We start from the raw sequence: 22,079 nt of genomic DNA, 5'->3' as shown, positions 1-22,079 counted from the left end.
TCAGTCGATCCTTATTTGCCGATGCTTATTTGAACGAGTGGATCAGTTCCAGGGAGGTCACGGCGACCGCTACATTGACGCCGGTCTGCGCCTGGACGCTGAGCGGCTCCAGCACAAAGGCGCCGTCGAGCCCGCCGACCAGCAGATTGGCGCCGCCGCCGGTCACCACGCTCGCCTCGGCGTTGACGCCGTAATAATGGCCGGCAAGGTCGCCCTCGTCATGGCCGCGGGTGGCGGCCAGAACCGCCCACACCAGCTGGCCCTGATGCGTCTGGCCGAGATCGACGCCGAGCTTGGAGATCATCCCCGTGTATTTCTCGGACGGCCCATGGTGATAAGGGCGGAACGTGCAGTCGACGCCCTTGTTCGACGTGATGACGTAACCGACGCCGCCGTCGATGGTGCAATCGAGCGTGCCGAGCTGAAGCTTGCCGGCGCTGGCGGGAACGGCAAGCAGCGTCGTGGCAAGTGCCGCGGCACAGATGATTTTCTTGATCATGGGTCAGTCCTTTCGAAAATGCCTTCAACAACGGTTGAATGGCCCGGAGCGTTCCGCTGAAAACTTGGCGCGATCAAGGCAAGGGTTAACGCTTTGCCCCCGGTGGTTAAGATTGGGTGATAGTGGGGTTTTCTGGATACGCAATCCCTAGGGGACGGGCTCTGCGCTTTCCCGGGGAGAAACCGCTCACGCGGCGCACTGCATCAGGAATGGAACGTTGTTATAAAAGGCCGCCGATGGCGGCGCGCGGCCGCATCTCAGCCGGCGGTGGCGCCCGATGTGCGCGACAGGCCGTCCTTGGCCGGCTGGTAGGTCGGGTCGAGATGGACGGCTTCGCGGTAGGCCTTCGAGGCCTTGACCTTGTCGCCGCGGCGCTCGTAGATCAGCGCCTGGTTGGACCAGGCTTCGGCGTTCTTGCCGTCGAGCTTGATGGCCATGTTGAAGTCGGAGAAGGCGTTGTCCTCGTCATTCATGGCGAGATAGGAGAGGCCGCGGCCATTATAGGGTTCGGCGGCGTCCGGCGCCAGCGAGATGGCGGTCGAGAAATCCTCGATGGCAAACTTGTGCTGGCCCTGGCTCTGATAGATCAGGCCGCGATTGTGGTAGGCGCGGGCATCCGTGGTGTCGAGCTGGATCGCCTTCTGGAAATCGTTGAAGGCCTGCTGGGTCTGGCCGGCCTTGCGATAGAGGTTGCCGCGGCCGATATAGGCGGCGTCATAATTTGCATTGATCTGGATCGAGCGGTTGTAGTCGGCAAGGGCGGCCGCCTGGTTGCCGAGGAAGCGCTGGATCAGCGCCCGGTTCGAATAGGCCTGGTAGAAATTCGGGTTGAGCTGGATGGCGGTGTCGAAATCCTTCAGCGCCGCCTGATACTGGCCGCCACGGCCATAGGCCGAGCCGCGCACATTGTAGCCTTCCGGATCCTGCGGATTGCGCTGGATCACCGCCGACAGCGAGGAGATGTTCTCGCTCGAGCCTTGCGCCTTGTCGATGTTGTTGAATTCGCCGGTCGGAACGCTCTGGCAACCGGCCAGCACCAGGCCGGACATCAGGGCTGCCGCCAGGGCCAAACCGCGCATTGTGGTTTTGCGCTCTACGCCGATTGCGTTCATGTCTGCCCTGTCCTCACTTCAGCCGCGCCGTCCAGGTCCCCCTCCGGGCCGGGTCACAGATTGTCGTAACAAATCTAGAACGCCGTTTGCGCGTTCAAGGGAACGGCCTCTAACAGAATGGCGGCGCTCCAAACAAAAAGGTGGCGGCGATTCCGCATCGCGCCACCTCAGAGTATCCTTCGAAAAGGACGAAAAATTGGCGTCAGAACCGCGGCGGACGCGGAGCACCACCAGGACCACCGGCGGCGCCGGCAGCAACCGGGCGCGGCGTCATCGGCAGCAGGCCTTCGCGCTGGGCGCGCTTGCGGGCCAGCTTGCGGGCGCGGCGAACGGCTTCGGCCTTTTCACGGGCGCGCTTCTCGGAAGGCTTCTCGTAATGGCCGCGCATCTTCATTTCGCGGAAAATGCCTTCGCGCTGCATCTTCTTCTTGAGAGCGCGAAGCGCCTGATCAACGTTATTGTCGCGGACGAGTACCTGCACGGGCAATCCTGTCTTTCGGGTTTGATATCAACAGGCAAGTGACCATAGCCACATGCCTCCGCGGCGCTTTACACCACGAATTGTGGCGGCTGATAGCAGAATCAGGCCGCGCTGTCCACACTGGAAATGAAGGACAACCGCCAATTTGCCACGGCAGCCCCGAGATAGGGCGCCAACTAGGCGCTGGCCAGATGGAGCCGTGCGAAATCCTCGAAGAATTCGCCGTAATCGCAGGTAATTTCCTCGCCGGCTGATATATCTCGAGTGGCGGTGGCGCCGCCATATTGCGAAAAATCCGTGTTCGGCCGCTCGGCGTGGTTCATGAAGCGGCCATTATCGACTTCATAGACCATGAAGCCGGGACGGTCGGGGCTCGGATAGGCATAGCGGTCGAGCAATTCCTTGAGGTGCGGCGGCGCCGCCTCGTATTTGTCCATCGGGATCAGCCGGTCGAAATCCGGATCGAGCCGCCAGATCGAGGCGCCCTTCCTGATCGGCTCGGCGGCGAACACGCCGACGCCTTCGATTGCGCTCTGGGCGACATAGGTCCTGATCAGCAGCATGTCCGTCCTCCTCACCCGAAACCGAATCGCCAAATCGCGAGGAAAAAGCAAGTCCGGTTTCGGGTTCTATGGCTGATCGGCGCGGGCGATGACCCGCGAAATGCTTCACGTCCGGGTGATCGAGACGCCGCCATCGGCAAACAGCGCCGATCCTGTGGTGAAGCTCGACGCATCCGATGCCAGGAAAAGCGCAGCGCGGGCGATCTCTTCAGGCACAGCCACACGTTTCAAGGCATGCAGGTTTTCCACGAAAGCGCGTGATTCCGGCGTCTTGAATGTTGCCGACGGCGTGTCGGTGCCACCCGGCATCAGCGCGTTGACCCGCACGCCCCTGGGGCCGTATTCGGCGGCCAGCACCTGCGTCAGGCCGATCAGTCCGGCCTTGCTCGCGGCATAGCTGGTCATGCCCGGCATGCCGACTGTGTGACCGACGAAGGTCGAGGTGAAGATCAGCGATCCGCCGCCGCGTTCGACCATCGCCGGCACCTGGTATTTCGCGCCGAGAAAGGCGCTGGTCAGATTGGCGTCGAGCGTCTCGCGCCATCCGTCCAGCGACAGTTCCGAAATCGGACCCATCGCTCCGACCGAGCCGACATTGTTGAAGGCGATATCGAGCCCGCCGAATTTTTCGACGGCGAGATCGACGAGGGCTTTTGCATAGGCTTCGTCGCGGACATCGCCGGCAAGCGCGACTGCCGAGCCGTCGGCATCCTCGATTTCAGCGACCAGCGCATCGAGTTCGGCCTGGCGGCGGGCGGCGATGACGACCCTGGCACCTTCTTCGGCGAAGAGTTTTGCGGTGGCGCGGCCGATGCCGGAACTGGCGCCGGTGACGATCGCTATTTTATTGGTGAGTACGAACATTTTCTTACATCCTTTCATGGCACCGGCTGTGCCGGCAACAGGGATGTTGATCGCAGTTCGGGACGGTGCTAGCCACCCGATACGTGCTCGACTTGCTGAATGGCTTCGCAGCGGCACAAGCGCCGCGCGCCGGACTATTGCTTCAGCAGCCAGCCGAGGCGGTCGAGCGAAAATGCGTAGCTGATGGCGATGAGCAGCGTGATGACAACGCCCGTGGTCGTGTGACCGGCGGCATAGAATCCGGCTGCACCGCCAAACAGGATGGCCAGTTCAAGCACCAGCCTGACTGCGCCTGGTACAGGAACCGGCGCGCGTCCGGACCGGCTTGGGTCGCCGCGCACCGCGAAGGTTCCCCACAGCGCAGCTGCAATGAACGGCAAGGCCAAGGCGAGGACCCAGCGCCACCATCCGCCGGAGAGGCTCCAGCCGGCAAAGCCGAGGCCAAGCAAGGCGGCAAGTTCCAGCAGGAAACGCAACGTCAGATTCCACCAGGCGTTGCCCATATTCGTCCTCCAGAGTCTCGCGATCGCCAGTGTGTCCGAACGCAGCCATGCCTGCCAGCCCGGGCAGGTCTTTTCCACCGCGGCGCAAAACGGCAAGCGCCGTCGCAAACAGCGCAAGGGTAGAAGCGCCGTTTCGCTAGTGATACACCTCGCGCGCCGGGGCTGAGTAAAATACCCCACCGCCATTTGCGAGGCTGGAACGTTGAAAAAATATTCGGTATTCGCCATCGCCCGCGAGGCCATGCGCGGCCACAAGGGCTGGGAGGAACAATGGTCCTCGCCGGAGCCGAAGAAGGAATATGACGTCATCATCGTCGGCGCCGGCGGTCATGGCCTGGCCACCGCCTACTATCTCGCCACCGTACACGGCATCACCAATGTCGCGGTGCTGGAAAAGGGGTGGCTGGGCGGCGGCAACACCGGTCGCAACACCACCATCATCCGCTCCAACTACCTTTACGACGAGAGCGCCGGCATTTACGACCATGCGCTGAAGCTGTGGGATGGGCTCTCCCAGGAACTCAACTACAACGTCATGTATTCGGCGCGCGGCGTCATGATGCTGGCGCACAATGTGCACGACATCCAGGTGCTGAAGCGCCATGTCCATGCCAACCGTCTCAACGGCATCGACAATGAATGGCTGACGCCTGAGCAGGCGAAGGAATTCTGCCCGCCGCTCAACATTTCCAGGCAGGCGCGCTATCCCGTCGTCGGCGCCGCCTTGCAGCGGCGAGGCGGCACGGCGCGTCACGATGCGGTGGCCTGGGGCTATGCGCGCGGCGCTTCGGCGCGCGGCGTCCACATCATCCAGAATTGCGAGGTCACCGGCGTCAAGCGGGCGGCCAATGGCGCGGTCATGGGCGTCGACACGACGCGCGGCTTCATCGGCGCCAAGAAGGTCGGTGTGGTGGCTGCAGGCCATTCCTCGGTGATCATGAACATGGCCGGCGTGCGCATGCCGCTGGAAAGCTATCCGCTGCAGGCGCTGGTGTCGGAGCCGGTCAAGCCGGTGGTGCCGTGCGTGGTTATGTCGAACACGGTGCACGCTTATATCTCGCAGTCCGACAAGGGCGAGCTGGTGATCGGCGCCGGCACCGACCAGTATGTCTCCTATTCGCAGACCGGCGGCCTGCATATCCTGCAGCACACGCTCGACGCCATCTGCGAGATGTTCCCGATCTTCACCCGCATGAAGATGCTGCGCTCGTGGGGCGGCATCGTCGACGTGACGCCCGACCGTTCGCCGATCCTGGCCAAGACGCCGGTGCCCGGCCTCTACGTCAATTGCGGCTGGGGCACGGGCGGCTTCAAGGCAACGCCCGGCTCAGGCCATGTCTTTGCCCACACGATTGCCAAGGACGATCCGCATCCTATCAACGCGCCCTTTACCATCGAGCGCTTCCGTACCGGCCGCCTCATCGACGAGGCAGCGGCGGCGGCGGTGGCGCACTGATGATGGTGGAGTTGGCTGTAGCGGTGCCGCTGGTGCTGGCGGGGGAGCAGGACCTGTTCCATTTTCCGTCACCGGACGAGGTGCGGACGCAGCCGATCAGCCGCGCCGGCAACGAAGCCAATTGGCCGTTTTCGATCGACGCCGGCATTCTGGGATGCGTGTGGAGTGGTGGCCAGAAGGTGGTCATCTTCATGGAGAACAGGCCCTCCGATCTGGGCGAGGACGACACATTCGAGCCACGCAGCGTCATCGTGACGACCGATCCGTTTCAGCTCACGATCGGCAACATGGCGTATCGCGAGCTGTTTCGCCCCGCCGCAAGTGTAGAGGAGCGCATTCGGCTCGTCGCGCCTTTTGCTGCGATGGGCCAGAGGCTTTGCAACCAACCGGCCGGCGCGCATGTCGGCCACGGCGAATTGTAGGAACGAACGATAATGCTTCTCATCCGCTGCCCCTATTGCGAGGAAGAGCGCCCGGAGCTCGAGTTCCGTAACGCCGGCGAGGCGCATATTGCGCGTTCGGCCAACATGGCGGGCGAGAGCGACGACGATTTTGAAAAGTTCTTCTTCATCCGCTCGAACCCCAAGGGCATCATCCATGAGCGCTGGCGCCACATCCATGGCTGCGCACGCTTCTTCAATGCGGTGCGCGACACCGTCACCGACAAGTTCGTCATGACTTACAAAGCCGGCGAGCCGAAACCGTCCAAGCTGCCCAAAAACTCCAACGAAATGGCTTCCAAATGAGCGGCGCGTTCCGCATTCCGAGCGCCGGCCGTCTCAGCCAGGCGAAGACCGCGCGGTTCTCTTTCGACGGCCAGTCTTACACCGGCATCGAAGGCGACACGCTGGCCTCGGCGCTGCTTGCCAATGGCGTGCATTTGGTGGGACGTTCGTTCAAGTATCACCGTCCGCGCGGCTTCCTGTCGGCCGGAGCGGAAGAGCCCAACGCGCTGGTCGAGGTCAAGCGCGACGCGGCACGCAAGGCGCCCAACATCCGCGCCACGGTGCAGGAGCTCTATGACGGGCTCGTCGCCAACTCGCAAAACCGCTGGCCGTCGCTCGCCTTCGACGTCGGCGCGGTCAACGACATTGCATCGCCGCTGTTTTCGGCCGGTTTCTACTACAAGACCTTCATGTGGCCGAAGGCGGCCTGGAAGAGCCTCTACGAGCCGAAGATCCGCGCCGCGGCCGGCCTCGGCGTTTCGCCTGACAAGCCAGATCCCGACCATTATTCGTCGCGCTATGCGCATTGCGACGTACTGGTGCTAGGCGGCGGTGCGGCCGGCATTGCGGCAGCGCTCGCCGCTGCCGAAACCGGCTCGCGTGTCATCCTCGCCGATGAACAGGCCAGCTTCGGCGGCAGCCTGCGCTTCGAGAGCGGGGCGAAGATCGACGGCCAGGACGGTTATGCCTGGGCGCAAGGCGCGGTGGCCAAGCTCACCGCCATGGACAATGTCCGAGTTTTGTCGCGGACGACGGCGTTCGGCTACTACGCGCAGAACTTCGTCGGCCTGGTCGAGCGGGTCAGCGACCATCTGCAAAACCCCGGCCACGATTTGCCGCGCGAGCGCCTATGGCAGGTACGCGCCAAGCGCGTGGTGCTGGCGACCGGCGCCATCGAACGCCATATGGTGTTTGCCGACAATGACCGGCCCGGCATCATGCTGGCCTCGGCGGCGCGGACTTATCTCAACCAGTACGGTGTCGCGGTCGGCAAAAATGTCGGCGTCTACACCGCAAATGACTCGGCCTACTCCACCGCTATCGACCTGAAGAAGGCCGGCGTCAACGTGGCGGCGATCGTCGACCTGCGCGACCATCCGACCGGACCTGTGATCGACGAGGCGAGGGCGCTCGGGATCGAGGTCAATTTCGGCCGCGCGGTGATCCGCGCCGGCGGCAAGTTGCGCGTGACCTCGATGACGGTGCAGCCGAAGAATGGGGGCGGCGAGCGCACCATTCCGGTCGACGCCATCCTGATGTCGGCCGGCTGGACGCCGTCGGTGCATCTGTTCTCGCAGTCGCGCGGCAAGGTCGCCTTCAATGACGAGACCAAGCGCTTCGTGCCGGGCATCTATGCGCAGGACTGCGTTTCGGTCGGCGCCTGCAACGGTACGGATGGGCTCTCGGCGTCGATCGATGAGGCCTATGCGGCCGGCGCCAAGGCGGCGAAGGATGCGGGCGGCAAAGTGGCCAAGGGCGTAAAGCCGAAGGTCGACGCGTCGGAAAGCTGGTCGCGCGGCATGCTGGGCGCGGCGCCCGGCGCCGGGCCGGACAAGACGGTCAAGGCCTTCGTCGATTTCCAGAACGACGTCACCGCCAAGGACATCCGCCAGGCGGTGCATGAAGGCATGCGCTCGATCGAGCACGTCAAGCGCTTCACCACCAACGGCATGGCGACCGACCAGGGCAAGACGTCCAACATGCACGGCCTGGCGATTGCCGCCGAGACGCTTGGCAAGCCGATCCCCGAGGTCGGGCTGACCACATTCCGCGCGCCCTATACGCCTGTTACTTTCGGCGCGATCGTCAGCCATTCGCGCGGTCCGCTGTTCGACCCGACACGCAAGACCGCGATCCATCCCTGGGCCGAAGCGCAAGGCGCCGTGTTCGAAGATGTCGGCCAGTGGAAGCGCGCCTGGTATTTCCCCAAACCCGGCGAGGACATGCACAAGGCGGTCGACCGCGAATGCGTCGCTGTGCGCAGCAATGCCGGCCTGTTCGATGCCTCGACGCTGGGCAAGATCGAAGTGGTCGGACCGGATGCGGCCAGGTTCATGGAACTGCTCTACACCAATCCATGGGAGAAGCTTGAGCCCGGCCGCTGCCGCTATGGCATCATGCTGCGCGAGGACGGCTTCATCTATGATGACGGCGTCGTCGGCCGACTGGCGCCGGATCGTTTCCATGTGACGACGACAACCGGCGGCGCGCCGCGCGTCATGAACCACATGGAGGATTATCTCCAGACCGAGTTCCCGCATCTGAACGTCTGGCTGACCTCGATCACCGAACAGTGGGCGGTCATCGCCGTGCAGGGGCCGAAGTCGCGCGACATCATCGCGCCGCTGGTCGAAGGCATCGACATGTCGGACGAGGCGCTGCCGCATATGTCGGTGCGCGAAGGCAAGATCTGCGGCGTGCCGACCAGGCTGTTTCGCATGTCGTTCACCGGCGAGCGCGGTTTTGAAGTCAACGTGCCAGCCGATCACGGCCAGGCCGTCTGGGAAGCGCTGTGGGCCGAAGGCCAAAAGCATGGCGCCGCCGCTTACGGCACCGAGGCGATGCACGTGCTGCGCGCCGAAAAGGGCTACATCATCGTCGGCCAGGACACGGACGGCACGGTGACGCCGAACGATGCCGGGCTCGACTGGGCGGTCGGCAAGAAGAAGACCGACTTCGTCGGCATCCGCGGCCTGACGCGGCCCGATCTGGTCGCCAAGGGCCGCAAGCAACTGGTCGGCTTGAAGACCAAGGACCCGAAAGTGGTGCTTGAGGAAGGCGCGCAGATCGTCGCCGACCCGAAGCAGGCGATCCCGATGAAGATGATCGGTCACGTCACATCCAGCTACTGGTCGGAAAATTGCGGTCGCTCGATCGCGCTGGCGCTGGTTGCCGGCGGCCGCGACCGGATGGGCGACACGCTCTATGTGCCGATGCCGAACGGGGTGATCGAAGTCGAGGTTACCGGCATGGTGTTCTTCGACGAGACGGGAGGGCGCCTCAATGGCTAAGGCTGCTGCAAAGAAGACGGCCCCAGCTGCAGCGCCGTCGGTCGAGCGCCGCCCGGCCCTGGCTGGACGCGTCGTTTCCGCAACGGATGTCAAGGTCGAGGTGCTGCCGCCGGCGGAGCGCATGTCGCTGCGCGCGCCGGAGGCTTCCGTCGCGGCGCTGTCGAAGGCGCTCGGCCTGACCTTGCCGAAGCAGCCGAAGACCTCGGCGGCCAAGGGTGGCCGCACGGCGCTGTGGCTCGGACCGGACGAATGGTTTGTGATCGACGAAGCCGGCAAGGATCCGCTTGCCGACTGCGCCAAGGTGACCGCATTGCATTCGGCGGTCGGCATCTCGCACCGCAACGTCGCCTTCGCCGTCACCGGCCCGGCGGCTGCCGCCGCAATCAATGCAGGCTGCCCGCAGGATTTGTCGCTCGAGGCTTTTCCGGTGGGCGCGGCGTCGCGCACCATTCTCGGCAAGTGCGAAATCCTGCTGTTGCGCACGGCAGCCGACGCTTTCCGGGTCGAGTGCTGGCGTTCCTTCTCGGACTATGTCTTTACTTTCCTGTCGGAAGCAGCCAGCGACGCGGCGGCGTAGGAACGTTTGACGGGTCAAGCCGTTCTGCTTCCCTCATCAGGGAGAACATACGATGCCGTCGAAAGCGCCGCCGAAGTCAGCTGGCAAGACGTCCGCCGTGCGCTCACTCGAACATGAGCAGCATCACGAGGTGACTGCCGAAGAGGAACTCGAGGAAGGCCTCGAGGACACGTTTCCGGCCAGCGATCCGGTGTCGATCACCTCGACCGCCATCCCAGGCGCGCCGGCAAGACCCGGCAAGGCCAAGACGGTGCCGGGTCGCAAACCGCGCAAGAAATAACCGTTCGGCTACGCCAGGTTTGAACTCGGAGAAGCCCAGCTTGCGCTGAGAAAATGGGGGCGCTGAGGAAAAAACGGGCGGCCGGGATTATCCTGCCGCCCTTAAATTAGTCGTTGTGCTGTTCGGTGGTCGAGCTCGATCAACTTAGAACGTGCTCGGCACGATCCATGGGTTGATCTCGATGCCGAGACGCGGGCTCTTGGCCTTGACGTCGGACTTTTCGACCGAGCCGGTCACGGCGCAATCGAGCTTGGCATTGGTCGTGGTGTCGACGCAGGTGGCGGCCTGCTTGGTCGAGTGTGTGTTGTTGGCGGCGAAAGCCGAGCCGGAGAGAGCCAGCACGGTGGCGAGGGTGAGAAGGGTCTTGTTCATGTCAGTCTCCATCGGTTAAATTCTTTTAGTACATGTACGATACAACGTACACATACGTCCACCGAGATGGGTTTTCAAGTCGGAAAACGTACGCGTACGACAAATTTTTTTGAATGCCGAAAATTGCGTCGCACTGACACAGCCGAAGCTGTCAGGCCGGACGTTGAATTGGAGGGGCGGGGATGCTCAGCAGTCGACCGGGGTCTCGGTCAGCGGCGGCACATTCTGGGTGCTGAGCGTGGCGAGTGTGAAATCGCACATCCGCGTCACGAAAGCCTGCGGATCCCCGAAGGGGTAGAACGGGAACGTGATCAAAAGCGAGATGGTGCCGTGGCCGACTGCCCAAAGCATGGTGGCGATGGCGCGCGGATCGCCCTGCAGCTTGCCTGCAGCAACGCAGGCCTCGACCCTGGATATCAGCGCTTTCATCGCCGGGTTGGCCTCTTCCATGTCCTCATAGCTTCTGCCTTCCGGCAGCTTGGTCTTTTCGGTCATGAACACGGTGCGGTATTCGTTGGGGTTGCCGAGCCCGAAGGCGGCATATTCGGTCATCACCGCACGCAAGGCCTCGATCGGATCGTCGCAAGGATGCTCCTCGATGCGGCGGGCAAGTGTTTCGAAGGCATCCTCGGCCAGCGCAAACAGGATGTCTTGCTTGTCGGCGAAGTAGGAATAGACCGACATCGGAGCATAGCCGACCCGCTTGGCCAACTTGCGGATGGTCAGGCCTTCATAGCCCTCTTCCTTGACGAGCTTGTGGGCTGCGTCGAGCAGTTCGGAACGCAGTTCGGCCTTTTGTTTCTCGCGGCGTTTCTGAACGCTCAGTGGCAAGATCCGGTGCCTTTGGTTGGTTGTGCATGACTGAATATATACGCTGTACGGAAACGGGCAAGGGCGCTGTCAGGGACATCAAAAAGCGACCTCAAGCTTTCTCTCGAATAGTCGTGCCCGTCTGGTCCATTTCGCCGGCATCTATGTCACAGCATGTGTAACCTGGGCGCACGCAGGCAACATCGGACTGTTACAAACAAAGCCTATTTGGCGGCTCTGCAAGAAATTTCGGTTTTCGGGGGCCTCTATGGCTGCGATAGAGCTTTCGTCCGGGCTGCCGGGCGCACATCCACTTTCTCATGGCGCAAGGCTGGCGCTCAGGCGAGTCGTGATAGTCGCATGGCTGGCGATCGCAATCGGCTTCGCCATGGAAGCGCTTATTCTGACTGCCGGATTTGCGGCAGGTTCGCACCCGGCCCGACCCAGGTTCTGATAGACTTGGCGCAAGGCGTGACCTGGTCATTCTTCGTCTGCGCCGGCGTCAGCCTCGGCACGGCGATCACCAAGGTGCGAGCCTCGCTTGGCGGCCTGATCGCCATGATCTCGGGGCCGCTGGCCATGGGCATCGCCAAAGGTACGCAAAAGGTGATGGTGAGCGCGCTTGATGTATCGGCAAAGCCCGTGATCCTGTCGCTCACTACGCTCGGTATGTTGCGGGCGATCGAGTATGGTTTGCTGGGTTGGATGCTGGCTTCGCTGGCATCCAAGGAAGAACCTCGCTCGCTGCATTTCATGCTGGCGGGTGCCTTGGCCGGCGCGGTGTTCGGCGGCGGGATCACGGCGCTGACGATTGAGACTGCCGCAGCCAAGGACATTGCGCTGGCATTGCCGCAGGCTGTCGCCACCGGCCTCATTGAGATCGTGTTTCCGATCGGATGCTCGCTGGTCGTCTACATCGCCCTGCAAGTCAGCCGGCACATGAAGTTCATTTCCAGCGACGCGCGCTAGAGCCGAATGATTTCAGGTCGAATTGACCTGAAATCTGAAACCGGCTCTTAAATCAAATAGATAGAGCATGATGTCGTCCGAAAACCGCTTCACACTTTTCGGCATCATGCTCTTTGTACAGACGGTGATCGGTTTGCGTCCTGTTTCCAGGCCGGTTGCCACCACCTCCGTATGGGCTTGCTCCCCGGTCGGGGAACGGAACTGATCCGATCTGTCATCAAATCGCGCCGACCACAATATCTCATTGTCGAGTCAGGTTCGGTCGATCAGCTTGGCGGCAAGGTGCGACAGCAGCTTCACCGCTTCGCCATAGGTCCTGGCCTTTTCGGGATTGGAGGCGTTGCCGTCCAGCGCCCGCTTGTAGACGCCCTGACAGATGGCCGCCAAGCGGAAGAAGGAGAAGGCGAGGAAGAAGCTCCAATTGTCGATGCCGGCCAGCCCGCGCCGACGGCAATACGCCGCGACATAGGCTTCCTCCAAGGGCAGGCCGAGGGCGGCGCGGTCGACGCCGCCAAGACCGCGAAAGCCCGAGGCGTGCGGCAGGCGCCATTGCATGCATTGATAGGCGATGTCGGCGAAGGGATCGCCGAGTGTCGACAGTTCCCAGTCGAGCACCGCCAGCACTTTCGGCTCACTGGCTGCGAAGATCATGTTGTCCAGCCGGTAGTCGCCATGCACGAGGGATATCCGGCCGTCATCGGCCGGCATATGCGTCTCCAGCCAGGCGATCAGCCGGTCCATGTCGGCGACCGTGCCGGTCTCCGAGGCGCGGTACTGACTGGTCCAGCGTGCCAGCTGGCGTTCGAAGTAATTGCCGGGTTTGCCGAAATCGCCGAGCCCGACCGCCTCGACATCGACATCGTGCAGGGCCGCCAGCGTGGCGTTCATAGCATCGTAGAGGGCGGCGCGCTCATCGTTGCCAGCGGCCTCCGGCACTGCCGGATCCCAGAAGATGCGGCCGTCGAGAAAATCCATGACGTAGAACATGCGGCCGATCGGCGTCGCCTCCGCCGACAGATGCAGCATCGCCGGCACCGGCACGGCGGTGCCGGCCAGCGCCTTCATGACCGTGAATTCGCGGTCGACTTGATGCGCCGATTTCAGCAACTGGCCCGGCGGCTTGGCGCGCAGGACATAGCGGCCGCTGGCCGCGGTCAGCAGATAGGTCGGGTTCGACTGGCCGGATTTGAATTTTTCGATGGAATGAAGCCCGGCAAAACCCGGGATGTGCGCCTCGAGATAGGGCGCTAGTGCCGTCTGGTCCAGCGCGTTGGCGTCGCCGCTCATGCGGTCTCCGGCTCACGCTCGATCAGCGTCAGCGTCAGCCAGCGCGCCGTCAGCGCCGGCTTCTTCGAGCCTTCGATCTCGATGGTCACGTCATGCGCCGTCTGCACCCAGCCCGACGGCCTGACCTTGACGTCGGCCAGCACGAAGCGGGTGCGGATGCGCGCGCCGGTCTTCACCGGCGCCAGGAAGCGCAGCGAATCGAAACCGTGGTTGACGCCCATCTTGCCCTTTTCCAGCGGCGGCATGGTCTCGAAGGTCATCGCCGAGAGCAGCGACAACGACAGGAAGCCATGCGCGATGGTGCCGCCGAACGGCGTCTCGTTTTTGGCCCGCTCGGGGTCGCAATGGATGAACTGGTGGTCGTCGGTGGCGTCGGCGAACTGGTCGATCATGGTCTGTGTGACCTCGCGCCATGGCGAGACGCCGACTTCCTTGCCGACGCTGGCCAGAAGCACATCGAGACTGATCGGTTCCACTGCGGTGTCCTCCCCTTGCCGCCGACCGCGGCTCATTCCTTGAACAATGTCAGCCCATGCTGCACCGACTGCCCGCCGTCGATCGGCAGGATGGCGCCGGTGACATAGGAACCGGCACGGCTGCACAAATAGAGCGTTGCGCCGCCGATGTCATCCGCCACGCCGATACGTCCGATCGGCACATGGCTGCCGACATGTCTGGCCCTTTCGTCGGTGCCGGTGGCAAAGGCGGTCATCCGGCTCTGGAAGGGACCGGGCGCGAAGGCGTTGACGGTGATGCGCCGCGCCGCGAGTTCGATCGCCAGCGTGCGCGTCAGGTGGTGAACGGCGCCCTTGGACGCGGTGTAGGAATAGGCGTCGTCGGCCAGCGGCTGCGTGCCCATCACCGAGCCCAGATTGATGACGCGAGCCGGATCGGCATCGCTGGCCGCGGCTTCCAGCAGCGGCAGCAATTCGCGCGTCAGATGAAAGACGGCGGTGACGTTGACGGCGAACACCTTGGCCCAGCCGCTATAGGGAAAATCCTCCAGCGAGGCGCCCCAGGATATGCCGGCATTGTTGACGAGGATGTGCAGCTTCTCGGTGCGCGCCTTGACCTCGCTGACCAGCGCGGCAATGCCTGCTTCGCTCGAGACGTCACCGGCGAAACCTTCGGCACTGCCGGAGCCGCCGAGCCCGTTCAACTCAGCGGCGACCTTGATGCAATCCTTGCCCTTGCGCGAGGCGATCATCACGGTAGCGCCGGCCTGGACCAAAGCGGTCGCAACCATGCGGCCGATGCCGGTCGCGGCTCCCGTTACCAGCGCGGTCTTACCCGCGACTGAGAACAGTTCTTCCAGATAGCTCATCGCAATTCCTCCGCGCCTTTCTGCTCACGGTCCGGGGCGAAAGGGCTCGCGTTGACAAGGCTAACCGAAGTACGGTCATCCTTGCCACGGGTAAAGTGCCTGGATGCGTGAAAGGGTTGGAGACCGATGGCGGACATCAATCTCGGCATGACCGAGCGGCTGAAGCCGATCCACGCCCGCGTCGCCGCTATGGTGCGCGACGAGATCATGCCGCTCGATCATGAGTTTTTGAGCGAGGTCGGCAAGGGCGGCGACCGCTGGGTCTATACCGCGCGGCAGACCGAAATCCTCGAAGGGTTGAAGAAAACGGCCAAGGATCGCGGCCTGTGGAATTTCTGGCTGACCGGCTCCGAGCGCGGCTATGGGCTGTCAACCGTCGAATATGCCTATCTGGCCGAGGAGATGGGCAAGGCGCATCTCGGCGCGGAGACCTTCAATTGCTCAGCGCCCGACACCGGCAATATGGAGGTGCTGGAGCGCTATGGCTCGGAGGACCACAAGCAGGCATGGCTGGCGCCGCTGCTCGAGGGGAAAATCCGCTCGGCCTATCTGATGACGGAGCCGGATGTCGCCTCCTCCGACGCCACCAACATCGCCATGCGCTGCGAAAAGCAAGGCGGCGACTATGTACTCAACGGCGAGAAATGGTGGGCGTCGGGGGCCGGGGACCCGCGCTGCGCCATCTACATTGTCATGGTTCGCACCGGCGAAGCCGAGACGCAGCACCGCCGCCATTCGATGATCCTGGTGCCGTCCGGCACCAAGGGCGTGACCAAGCTGCGGCCGATGCAGGTCTATGGCGACGACGACGCGCCGCATGGCCACATGCATCTTCGCTTCGACAATGTCAGGGTGCCGGCCGGAAACCTGATCCTCGGCGAGGGCAGGGGGTTCGAGATCGCCCAGGGGCGGCTTGGCCCCGGCCGCATCCACCATTGCATGCGCGCCATCGGCCAGGCCGAAATGGCGCTGGAGCTGCTGTGCCAGCGCTCGGTGCGCCGCGAGGCCTTCGGCCAGCCCTTGGCCAAGCTCGGCGCCAATTTCGACATCATCGCCGAATGCCGCATGGAGATCGAGATGGCGCGGCTGCTCTGCCTCAAGGCGGCGTGGATGATCGACCAAGGCGATGCGCGCGCAGCCGCGCCCTGGATCAGCCAGATCAAGGTCATCGCACCGCGCGTCGCGCTCAAGGTCACCGACGAGGCCGTGCAGATGTTCGGGGCGCAAGGCATCAGCCAGGACACGCCGCTGGCACGCTCATGGACGCATCTGCGAACCCTGCGCCTCGCCGACGGGCCGGACGCCGTGCACCGCCGGCAGGTGGCGCGTACGGAGCTCAGGAAATACACGCAGGAAAAGGTCTGAGCGGATGAAGGCCATTATCGCCCGCGATTTCGCGCCGCTCGGCCAGCTCGTCCATGCCGACAATCTGAAGGCGCTGGTCGGCTGGCATCTCGCCGGCAAGGTTCGGCCGGCCATCGAAGGCACTTATCCGCTGGCCGATGCCGCCGCCGTGGTGACGCGCGTGCTTGGCCGTGGCGCATCCGGCAAGCTCATCCTCAAACTGTAAGGAGCCCCGCCATGGCGATCCCCTCAGACATGAAAGCACTGCTGCTGACCGGCGACGGCTACACCAGGACGCCCTCCGGCAGTGCGCTGGAGGCGATGGAGCCGTACCTCAAGCTTGGCAGCATCGGCGTGCCGACGCCCGGACCGAGCCAGGTTCTAATCAAGGTCAGCCTCGCCTCGATCAACCCGTCCGACGTCATGTTCATCAAGGGCCAGTACGGTCAGCCGCGCGCCAAGGGCCAGCCGGCCGGCTTCGAGGGTGTCGGCACGGTCGTTGCCAGCGGCGACGAGCCCTATGCGAAAAGCCTGATCGGCAAGCGCATCGCCTTCACCACCGGCGTCACCAATTGGGGCGCGTGGGCGGACTATGCAGTTGCCGAAGCTGCCGGCTGCATTCCGCTGCTCGACACGGTCCGCGACGAGGATGGCGCGGCGATGATCGTCAACCCGCTCACGGCGCTCGCCATGTTCGACATCGTCAAGGAGACGGGCGAAAAAGCCTTCATCATGACCGCCGGCGCCAGCCAGCTTTGCAAGCTGATCGCGGGTCTCGCCAAGGAGGCTGGGTTCCGGCCGATCGTCACCGTGCGCCGCGACGAGCAGATTCCGCTGTTGAAGGAGATCGGGGCTGCCCATGTGCTCAACGAGAAGGCGCCGGATTTCAAGGCAGCACTACGCGATGTGGTCAAGGCCGAGCAGCCGCGCATCTTCCTCGATGCCGTGACCGGGCCGGTGGCCTCGGCGATCTTCGACGCCATGCCGAAGCGCTCGCGCTGGATCATCTATGGACGGCTCGATCCGGACACCACTGTCATCCGTGAGCCCGGCCAGATGATCTTCCAACACAAGCACATTGAAGGCTTCTGGCTGGTCGAATGGATGCGCCAGTTCCGCGACAAGCGCGGCCCGGCGATCATGGAAGCACAGAAGCGCTTTTCGGATGGGCGCTGGTCAACCGACGTGACGGCGGTGCTACCGCTGGATGAGGCGATGGCGAAGGTCCCGGCGGAGCTGGCCAAGCCGAACGGGAAGGTGTTTATCAGGCCGTGACTTTCTACCCTCCCCCTTGTGGGGAGGGTCGACGAAGAGCAATTTTGCTCTTTCGTCGGGGTGGGGGTCTTGGCTCCTACCTCTGTTATTCGCGGGAGCGCTGGACCGACGTTAGTTGGCGCTGCACCCCCACCCCGGACCTGCGGTCCGACCCTCCCCACAAGGGGGAGGGTAAGCGGAGCTACTCCGCCGGCTCGACATTGGCGTACGCCGCTTCCTCAAGCTCCCGCTTCAGCCTCGCTTCCTCATGCGTCTTCGGCGTGACGAAGCGGCCGAGCAGGAGGTAGGCGACCGGGGTCAGGAAAAGCGTCGAGACGGTGGCGAGACCCAGCCCGCCGACGATGACCCAGCCGAGCGCGATGCGCGCTTCGGCACCGGCGCCGGCGGCCAGCACCAGCGGGACCCCGCCGAGGATGGTGCAGATCATCGTCATCATCACCGGCCGCAGGCGGATGATCGAGGCCTGCTCGATCGCCTCGCGCACGCCGAGGCCGCGGTCGCGCAGCTGGTTGGCGAATTCGACGATGAGGATGCCGTTCTTGGCCATGACGCCGACCAGAAGCACGAGGCCGATCTGGCTGTAGGCATTGAGGCTGGTGCCTGACAAAAGCAGCGCAAAGATTGCGCAGGCAAGGCCGAGCGGGACCGTCGCCATGATGATGACGGCGCTGACGAAGCTTTCGAACTGGGCGGCAAGCACCAGGAGGATGATGACCAGCGCGAAGCCGAAAATGGTGATCATGGCGCTGTTGGTCTCGCCGAGCGTCGCGGCTTCGGCCAGCGGCAGGACGCGGCTGCCCGGCGGCAGCAGCGGGGCGGCGATCTGCTCGGCAACGCCGAGCGCGTCACCCAGTGCGAAATTGCCGTTCAGGTTCGAGGTTATCGCCACCGAAGGCTGCTGCTGTTCGCGGGTCAGCGACGGCGGCACGGCGCGCTCGGTCAGCGTGGCGATGGTCGACATTGGCACGAAGCGGCCGTCGGCGGTCTTCAGGAAGATGTTTTCCAGATCGGTCGGATCATTGATCGGGTTGGTGGTCGAGACCAGCTTCACGCCATAGCTGCGGTCGGCGATGTAGACATCGACGACATCGTTGCCGTCGAGCATCGCCTGCAAGGTGTTGGCGAGCCCTGATATGTCGATGCCGAGATCGGAGGCGCGCTCGCGGTCTATGGCCACCGCCAGCTGCGGCTGCGTCGGGTCGATGGAAAGCCGCGGCGTCTGGAAGCGCGGATCGGCCTGCATCCGGGCGATGATCTTCACCGCCGCGTCGCCGAGCGCCTTGCGGTCGTTGCCGACCAGCGCGAATTGCAGGCCGTTGCCGGCGCCGCGAATGCCGAGGCTATTGGCCTGCACCGGGAAGATGCGCACGGATGGCACCTGCCGGGTCAGCTGGCTTATCTGCGCCATGATCTCCTGCTGGCTGCGCGTGCGCTCGTCCCACGGCGCCAGCGTCATCACCATGAAGCCGGAATTGTAGGCGCCGTTCTGGCCGGCGTTTTCGAAGGTCGAGACGATCTCGCCGGAATCGCGCAGCGGCTGGATCAGCCGCTCGATCTTCTGCATCTGCTGCGTGGTGTAATCGAGGCTGACGCCTTGCGGCGCGTTGATGCGCAACAGCACGACGGCGCGGTCCTCGCTCGGCGTCAGTTCCTGGCGGATGGTGCCGAACAGGCTGAAGGCGGCGCCCGCAAACAGCACCGCAACCAGCAGCACGATCCACGGCGCGCCGAGGCAGGCATGCAAGGCGCGCTTGTAGGCCGCGTTCAGCGCGCCACCGACGCGCGCGCCAATGCCGTGACCGCCTTCATGGTGGAGCGATGCGCCGGTCAACATGCGCGAGGCCAGCATCGGGCACAGCGTCAGCGCCACCACGCAGGAGAGCAGCACCGACATGGCGAGGACGAAGCCGAATTCGCGAAACAGGCCGCCGGTCTGTCCCGGCAGGAAGGAGATCGGCACGAAAACGGCAACGAGCGTCAGCGTCGTGGCGATGACTGCGAAGAACACTTCTTGGGCGCCGAGCACGGCGGCGGCACGAGGCCCCATGCCTTCGTTGCGCCGTCGCACGATGTTTTCCAAAACGACGATGGCGTCGTCGACGACAAGGCCGGTCGCCAGCACCAGCGCCAGAAGCGTCAGAATGTTGATGGAGAAGCCTGCGAGATAGATGGCGGCGATGGTGCCGATCATGGCGACCGGCATTGACAGACCAGGGATCAGCGTCGCGCGCCAGTCGAGCAGGAAGATGTAGATGACGATCAGCACCATGGAGATCGACAGGCCGAGCGCGATCTCGACCTCGTGCACGGCGCCGTTGACGAAGACTGCGTCGTCGCTGGTGATCTTGATCGACATGCCCTTGGGCAGGTTTTCCTGCAGCTTGGCGACGGCTGCTTTCACTCCGGTGGAAATATCCAGCGTGTTCGATTCCGCCTGACGGATGATGCCAAGGCCAATGCCGGTCTTGCCGTCGGAGCGCAACGAGGTCTGGCCGATGTCGGGACCGAGCGTGACGGTGGCGACGTCGCGGATGCGCGTCGTGCCGCCGATGATGATGTTTTCGAATTCTTCCGGCGTCGTCACATCGGCCGTGGTGCGGACGATGAGATCCTGGTTGGTGGTGGTGATCGAACCGGCTGGTGAATCGAAAGCGACCGAGGCAAGCGCTGCCCTCAGATCGGCGACAGTGAAGCCGAGGCTGGCGAGCTTGTTCTGGTCGACATCGATGCGGAAGATCTTGTCGCGGTCGCCATAGACCTGAACGTCGGCGACGCCAGGCACGGCAGCCAGTTCGTCCTCGATCTGGTCCTGGACAATCACCGTCATGTCCTGCACCGACATGGTGTCGGAGGTGACGGCCAGTCGCATCACGGCATCGGAATTGGCATCGGCCTTGACGATGCGCGGCGGATCGGAGGTCTCCGGTATCATGTTGGCGACACGGCCGACCGCGTCGCGCACGTCGGAAGCGGCGACGTTCAAATCGACGCCGTCGTTGAACTCGATGGTGACGCGGCTCTGGCCGAAGGACGAGGTCGACGAGATCGACTTGACGCCGGATACGCGCGCGACCGCACCCTCGATGGTGTCGGTCAGTTCACGGTCGACGGTTTCGGCGGCGGCACCCTCGAAAGCCGTCGACACGGTGACCACGGCGCGGTCGACATCGGGCAGTTCGCGGATTTCGACGCCGTAGAAAGCGGCAAGGCCGGCCACTGCGATCAGCGTGTTCAGCACGAAGGCCATGACCGGCCTGCGGATGAAGAGAGCGGTGAAGCCGGTTTCGCTGGCGGTGCTGACAGGCGCGGTCATGAGCCTTCGGCCGCGTCCGCGGCGCGCTGATCCTGGCCGGCGATGCGGACCGCGCCGCCTTCGCTGACGCTCTGGGTGCCTTCGGTCACCACCATGTCGCCATCCTCGATCTCAGCGTCGATCAGCACCGTCTCGGTGTTGCGCTGGATGATGCGCACGGGAACGCGCCTGGCCTTGCCGTCCTCGACCTGCCAGACATAGGCGCCGTCGGAACCCCACAGGATCGCCAGGGGGCTGACGGCCGGGTAGGTGTCGCCGGGGAAGCGCATGGTGATGCCGAACGACATGCCGGCGCGCAGCGAATCCGCCGGATTGGCGATTGCAGCCTTGACCAGCAGAGTGCGGCTCTTTTCGTCGATGTGGTTGTCGATGGCCGACACGGTGCCGGTATAGGCCTTGCTCGGATTGGCGATCGGCGTCGCCGACAGTTGCGCGCCGACCTTGACGGCGGCGGCAAAGCGCTCGGGCACCAGGAAATCGACCAGGATGGAGGAGCGGTCGTCAAGCGTGGCGATCGCCGACTGGCTGGTGACGTAATTGCCGGCCGATATCGGCAGGATGCCGACCGTGCCGGCGATAGGGGCGACGATCGAACGACGCTGCAAGGCGAGTTCGGCATCCTGCAGCGCCAGTTTGGCGCCGGCCAGCACCACTTGGGCATCGGCGACGGCGACCGGGGTCGCGGCGTTGGAGGCCCTCAATGATTTCACCCGCTCGAGCTTGTCCTGGGCATCCTGCAAGGCGAGCTTGGCACGATCCTGCGAGATCACCTCGGTCTCGGAATCGAGAACAGCGATGATCTGCCCCTTGTCGACGCGGGTGCCGGACTGAACGAGGAATTCAACCAGCCGGCCGGAGCTGTACGGGTTGACCGTCACCGAGGCGTTGGCGCGGCCGGTGCCGATCGCCTGCAGGCGATCGTTGATGGTGGCGGTGGCCGCAGGCAAGGCGACGACATTTGCCGGGCGGCCGGCAGCGTTGCGACCGCCTGCCTGTTTTGTCGTGTCGACCGCACCGGTTGTGGCGGGCGCCGAAGCATAGGTCCAGTCGATACCCCAGCGTGCCAGAACCTCCGGCGCGCCCGGGAAGAATCGCGCCCAGGCGAGGACAGCCGCGACCAGGATCACAAGCGCAAAAACGATCTGTTTCCAGGCGACCATCGACACTCCGGTTGGCAAAACGTCTACCGGTTTCACCAAGCAAAAAAACGCGCAGCGACGCACCCGGTATGTGCGAAGCCGCCGCAATATCATGGCTTTATGGCAATTCTGCCGCTTCCATGCACATTAAATCTGCGTAATTTTGCGCACCTGC

Annotated in this window: 23 protein-coding genes; 10 read left to right on the top strand and 13 right to left on the bottom strand. The window is 63.7% G+C overall.

Annotated elements, in window-relative coordinates; all coding sequences use genetic code 11:
* Nucleotides 1-25 precede the first annotated feature (25 nt).
* The 6 genes from ACYG9V_RS29495 to ACYG9V_RS29470 form a co-directional block, all read right to left on the bottom strand.
* Nucleotides 26-499: a DUF992 domain-containing protein gene (locus ACYG9V_RS29495; protein WP_023671136.1), complete on the bottom strand. Its 474-nt coding sequence runs from the start codon at nucleotides 497-499 to the stop codon at nucleotides 26-28.
* Nucleotides 500-756: 257 nt separating this feature from the next.
* The gene (locus ACYG9V_RS29490; RefSeq protein ID WP_023686462.1) at nucleotides 757-1,611 is read right to left on the bottom strand and encodes a tetratricopeptide repeat protein; all 855 of its coding nucleotides are present in this window, start codon (nucleotides 1,609-1,611) and stop codon (nucleotides 757-759) included.
* A 202-nt stretch (nucleotides 1,612-1,813) separates the two neighbouring features.
* Nucleotides 1,814-2,092, bottom strand: coding sequence for a 30S ribosomal protein S21 (gene rpsU, locus ACYG9V_RS29485; RefSeq protein ID WP_023671138.1), 279 nt, complete (start codon nucleotides 2,090-2,092; stop codon nucleotides 1,814-1,816).
* 176 nt (nucleotides 2,093-2,268) lie between these two features.
* A complete protein-coding gene (locus ACYG9V_RS29480; protein WP_023671139.1) occupies nucleotides 2,269-2,655 on the bottom strand; it encodes an SET domain-containing protein in 387 nt (128 codons plus the stop codon).
* A 105-nt stretch (nucleotides 2,656-2,760) separates the two neighbouring features.
* A complete protein-coding gene (locus tag ACYG9V_RS29475) occupies nucleotides 2,761-3,519 on the bottom strand; it encodes an SDR family oxidoreductase (protein ID WP_023756309.1) in 759 nt (252 codons plus the stop codon).
* Nucleotides 3,520-3,653: 134 nt separating this feature from the next.
* Nucleotides 3,654-4,022: a YrdB family protein gene (locus ACYG9V_RS29470; RefSeq protein WP_023683195.1), complete on the bottom strand. Its 369-nt coding sequence runs from the start codon at nucleotides 4,020-4,022 to the stop codon at nucleotides 3,654-3,656.
* A gap of 202 nt (nucleotides 4,023-4,224) precedes the next feature.
* Here ACYG9V_RS29470 and ACYG9V_RS29465 point away from each other — a divergent pair, with 202 nt between their 5' ends.
* From ACYG9V_RS29465 to ACYG9V_RS29440, 6 genes are read left to right on the top strand one after another with little or no spacing between them, the layout of a single operon-like run.
* Nucleotides 4,225-5,478, top strand: a complete 1,254-nt coding sequence (locus ACYG9V_RS29465; protein WP_023683196.1) for a sarcosine oxidase subunit beta — start codon at nucleotides 4,225-4,227, stop codon at nucleotides 5,476-5,478.
* Nucleotides 5,478-5,900: a hypothetical protein gene (locus tag ACYG9V_RS29460; protein WP_023671143.1), complete on the top strand. Its 423-nt coding sequence runs from the start codon at nucleotides 5,478-5,480 to the stop codon at nucleotides 5,898-5,900. The genes ACYG9V_RS29465 and ACYG9V_RS29460 overlap by 1 nt, the downstream gene beginning before the upstream one ends.
* Nucleotides 5,901-5,912: 12 nt before the next feature.
* Entirely contained in the window at nucleotides 5,913-6,224 is a 312-nt protein-coding gene (locus ACYG9V_RS29455) for a sarcosine oxidase subunit delta (RefSeq protein ID WP_352536167.1), read from the top strand.
* On the top strand, nucleotides 6,221-9,214 hold the full coding sequence (locus ACYG9V_RS29450; protein ID WP_023707595.1) for a sarcosine oxidase subunit alpha: 2,994 nt from the start codon (nucleotides 6,221-6,223) through the stop codon (nucleotides 9,212-9,214). Before ACYG9V_RS29455 ends, ACYG9V_RS29450 begins: the two co-directional genes overlap by 4 nt.
* Nucleotides 9,207-9,791 (top strand): sarcosine oxidase subunit gamma, encoded by a 585-nt coding sequence (locus ACYG9V_RS29445; RefSeq protein ID WP_023686457.1) that lies wholly within the window; start codon nucleotides 9,207-9,209, stop codon nucleotides 9,789-9,791. The genes ACYG9V_RS29450 and ACYG9V_RS29445 overlap by 8 nt, the downstream gene beginning before the upstream one ends.
* 52 nt (nucleotides 9,792-9,843) lie before the next feature.
* Entirely contained in the window at nucleotides 9,844-10,071 is a 228-nt protein-coding gene (locus ACYG9V_RS29440) for a hypothetical protein (protein WP_023671147.1), read from the top strand.
* A 144-nt stretch (nucleotides 10,072-10,215) separates the two neighbouring features.
* Here the strand turns inward: ACYG9V_RS29440 and ACYG9V_RS29435 are convergent, their stop codons facing one another.
* Both ACYG9V_RS29435 and ACYG9V_RS29430 read right to left on the bottom strand, forming a co-directional pair.
* The gene (locus tag ACYG9V_RS29435) at nucleotides 10,216-10,443 is read right to left on the bottom strand and encodes a DUF680 domain-containing protein (protein ID WP_352762536.1); all 228 of its coding nucleotides are present in this window, start codon (nucleotides 10,441-10,443) and stop codon (nucleotides 10,216-10,218) included.
* A gap of 186 nt (nucleotides 10,444-10,629) precedes the next feature.
* Nucleotides 10,630-11,274, bottom strand: coding sequence for a TetR/AcrR family transcriptional regulator (locus ACYG9V_RS29430; protein ID WP_352762534.1), 645 nt, complete (start codon nucleotides 11,272-11,274; stop codon nucleotides 10,630-10,632).
* 450 nt (nucleotides 11,275-11,724) lie between these two features.
* On the opposite strand from ACYG9V_RS29430, the gene ACYG9V_RS29425 reads away from it, so the two are divergent.
* Nucleotides 11,725-12,222: a hypothetical protein gene (locus tag ACYG9V_RS29425; RefSeq protein ID WP_352762533.1), complete on the top strand. Its 498-nt coding sequence runs from the start codon at nucleotides 11,725-11,727 to the stop codon at nucleotides 12,220-12,222.
* 252 nt (nucleotides 12,223-12,474) lie between these two features.
* On the opposite strand, the gene ACYG9V_RS29420 is transcribed toward ACYG9V_RS29425, so the two are convergent.
* The 3 genes from ACYG9V_RS29420 to ACYG9V_RS29410 are packed head-to-tail and all read right to left on the bottom strand — an operon-like array spanning nucleotide 12,475 to nucleotide 14,833.
* Nucleotides 12,475-13,509 carry a phosphotransferase gene (locus ACYG9V_RS29420; RefSeq protein ID WP_352762531.1) on the bottom strand — a complete coding sequence of 345 codons (1,035 nt, stop codon included), beginning with the start codon at nucleotides 13,507-13,509 and terminating at the stop codon, nucleotides 12,475-12,477.
* On the bottom strand, nucleotides 13,506-14,021 hold the full coding sequence (locus ACYG9V_RS29415; RefSeq protein ID WP_280790513.1) for a MaoC family dehydratase: 516 nt from the start codon (nucleotides 14,019-14,021) through the stop codon (nucleotides 13,506-13,508). The genes ACYG9V_RS29420 and ACYG9V_RS29415 overlap by 4 nt, the downstream gene beginning before the upstream one ends.
* Complete coding sequence (locus ACYG9V_RS29410; RefSeq protein ID WP_352762529.1) at nucleotides 14,018-14,833, bottom strand: SDR family oxidoreductase; 816 nt, start codon at nucleotides 14,831-14,833, stop codon at nucleotides 14,018-14,020. The genes ACYG9V_RS29415 and ACYG9V_RS29410 overlap by 4 nt, the downstream gene beginning before the upstream one ends.
* Before the next feature lie 126 nt (nucleotides 14,834-14,959).
* Here ACYG9V_RS29410 and ACYG9V_RS29405 point away from each other — a divergent pair, with 126 nt between their 5' ends.
* The 3 genes from ACYG9V_RS29405 to ACYG9V_RS29395 are packed head-to-tail and all read left to right on the top strand — an operon-like array spanning nucleotide 14,960 to nucleotide 17,452.
* Entirely contained in the window at nucleotides 14,960-16,198 is a 1,239-nt protein-coding gene (locus ACYG9V_RS29405; protein WP_023686451.1) for an acyl-CoA dehydrogenase family protein, read from the top strand.
* On the top strand, nucleotides 16,101-16,403 hold the full coding sequence (locus ACYG9V_RS29400) for a zinc-binding dehydrogenase (protein WP_352762743.1): 303 nt from the start codon (nucleotides 16,101-16,103) through the stop codon (nucleotides 16,401-16,403). The genes ACYG9V_RS29405 and ACYG9V_RS29400 overlap by 98 nt, the downstream gene beginning before the upstream one ends.
* 11 nt (nucleotides 16,404-16,414) lie before the next feature.
* On the top strand, nucleotides 16,415-17,452 hold the full coding sequence (locus ACYG9V_RS29395) for a zinc-binding dehydrogenase (protein ID WP_023825174.1): 1,038 nt from the start codon (nucleotides 16,415-16,417) through the stop codon (nucleotides 17,450-17,452).
* A 181-nt stretch (nucleotides 17,453-17,633) separates the two neighbouring features.
* On the opposite strand, the gene ACYG9V_RS29390 is transcribed toward ACYG9V_RS29395, so the two are convergent.
* Nucleotides 17,634-20,765, bottom strand: coding sequence for an efflux RND transporter permease subunit (locus ACYG9V_RS29390; protein WP_352762527.1), 3,132 nt, complete (start codon nucleotides 20,763-20,765; stop codon nucleotides 17,634-17,636).
* Nucleotides 20,762-21,925, bottom strand: coding sequence for an efflux RND transporter periplasmic adaptor subunit (locus tag ACYG9V_RS29385; protein WP_023686447.1), 1,164 nt, complete (start codon nucleotides 21,923-21,925; stop codon nucleotides 20,762-20,764). The genes ACYG9V_RS29390 and ACYG9V_RS29385 overlap by 4 nt, the downstream gene beginning before the upstream one ends.
* Between the last annotated feature and the right edge of the window lie 154 nt (nucleotides 21,926-22,079).

The sequence above is a fragment of the Mesorhizobium sp. W016 genome (assembly GCF_054719485.1).
This window is presented reverse-complemented; position numbering and strand designations above follow the sequence as displayed.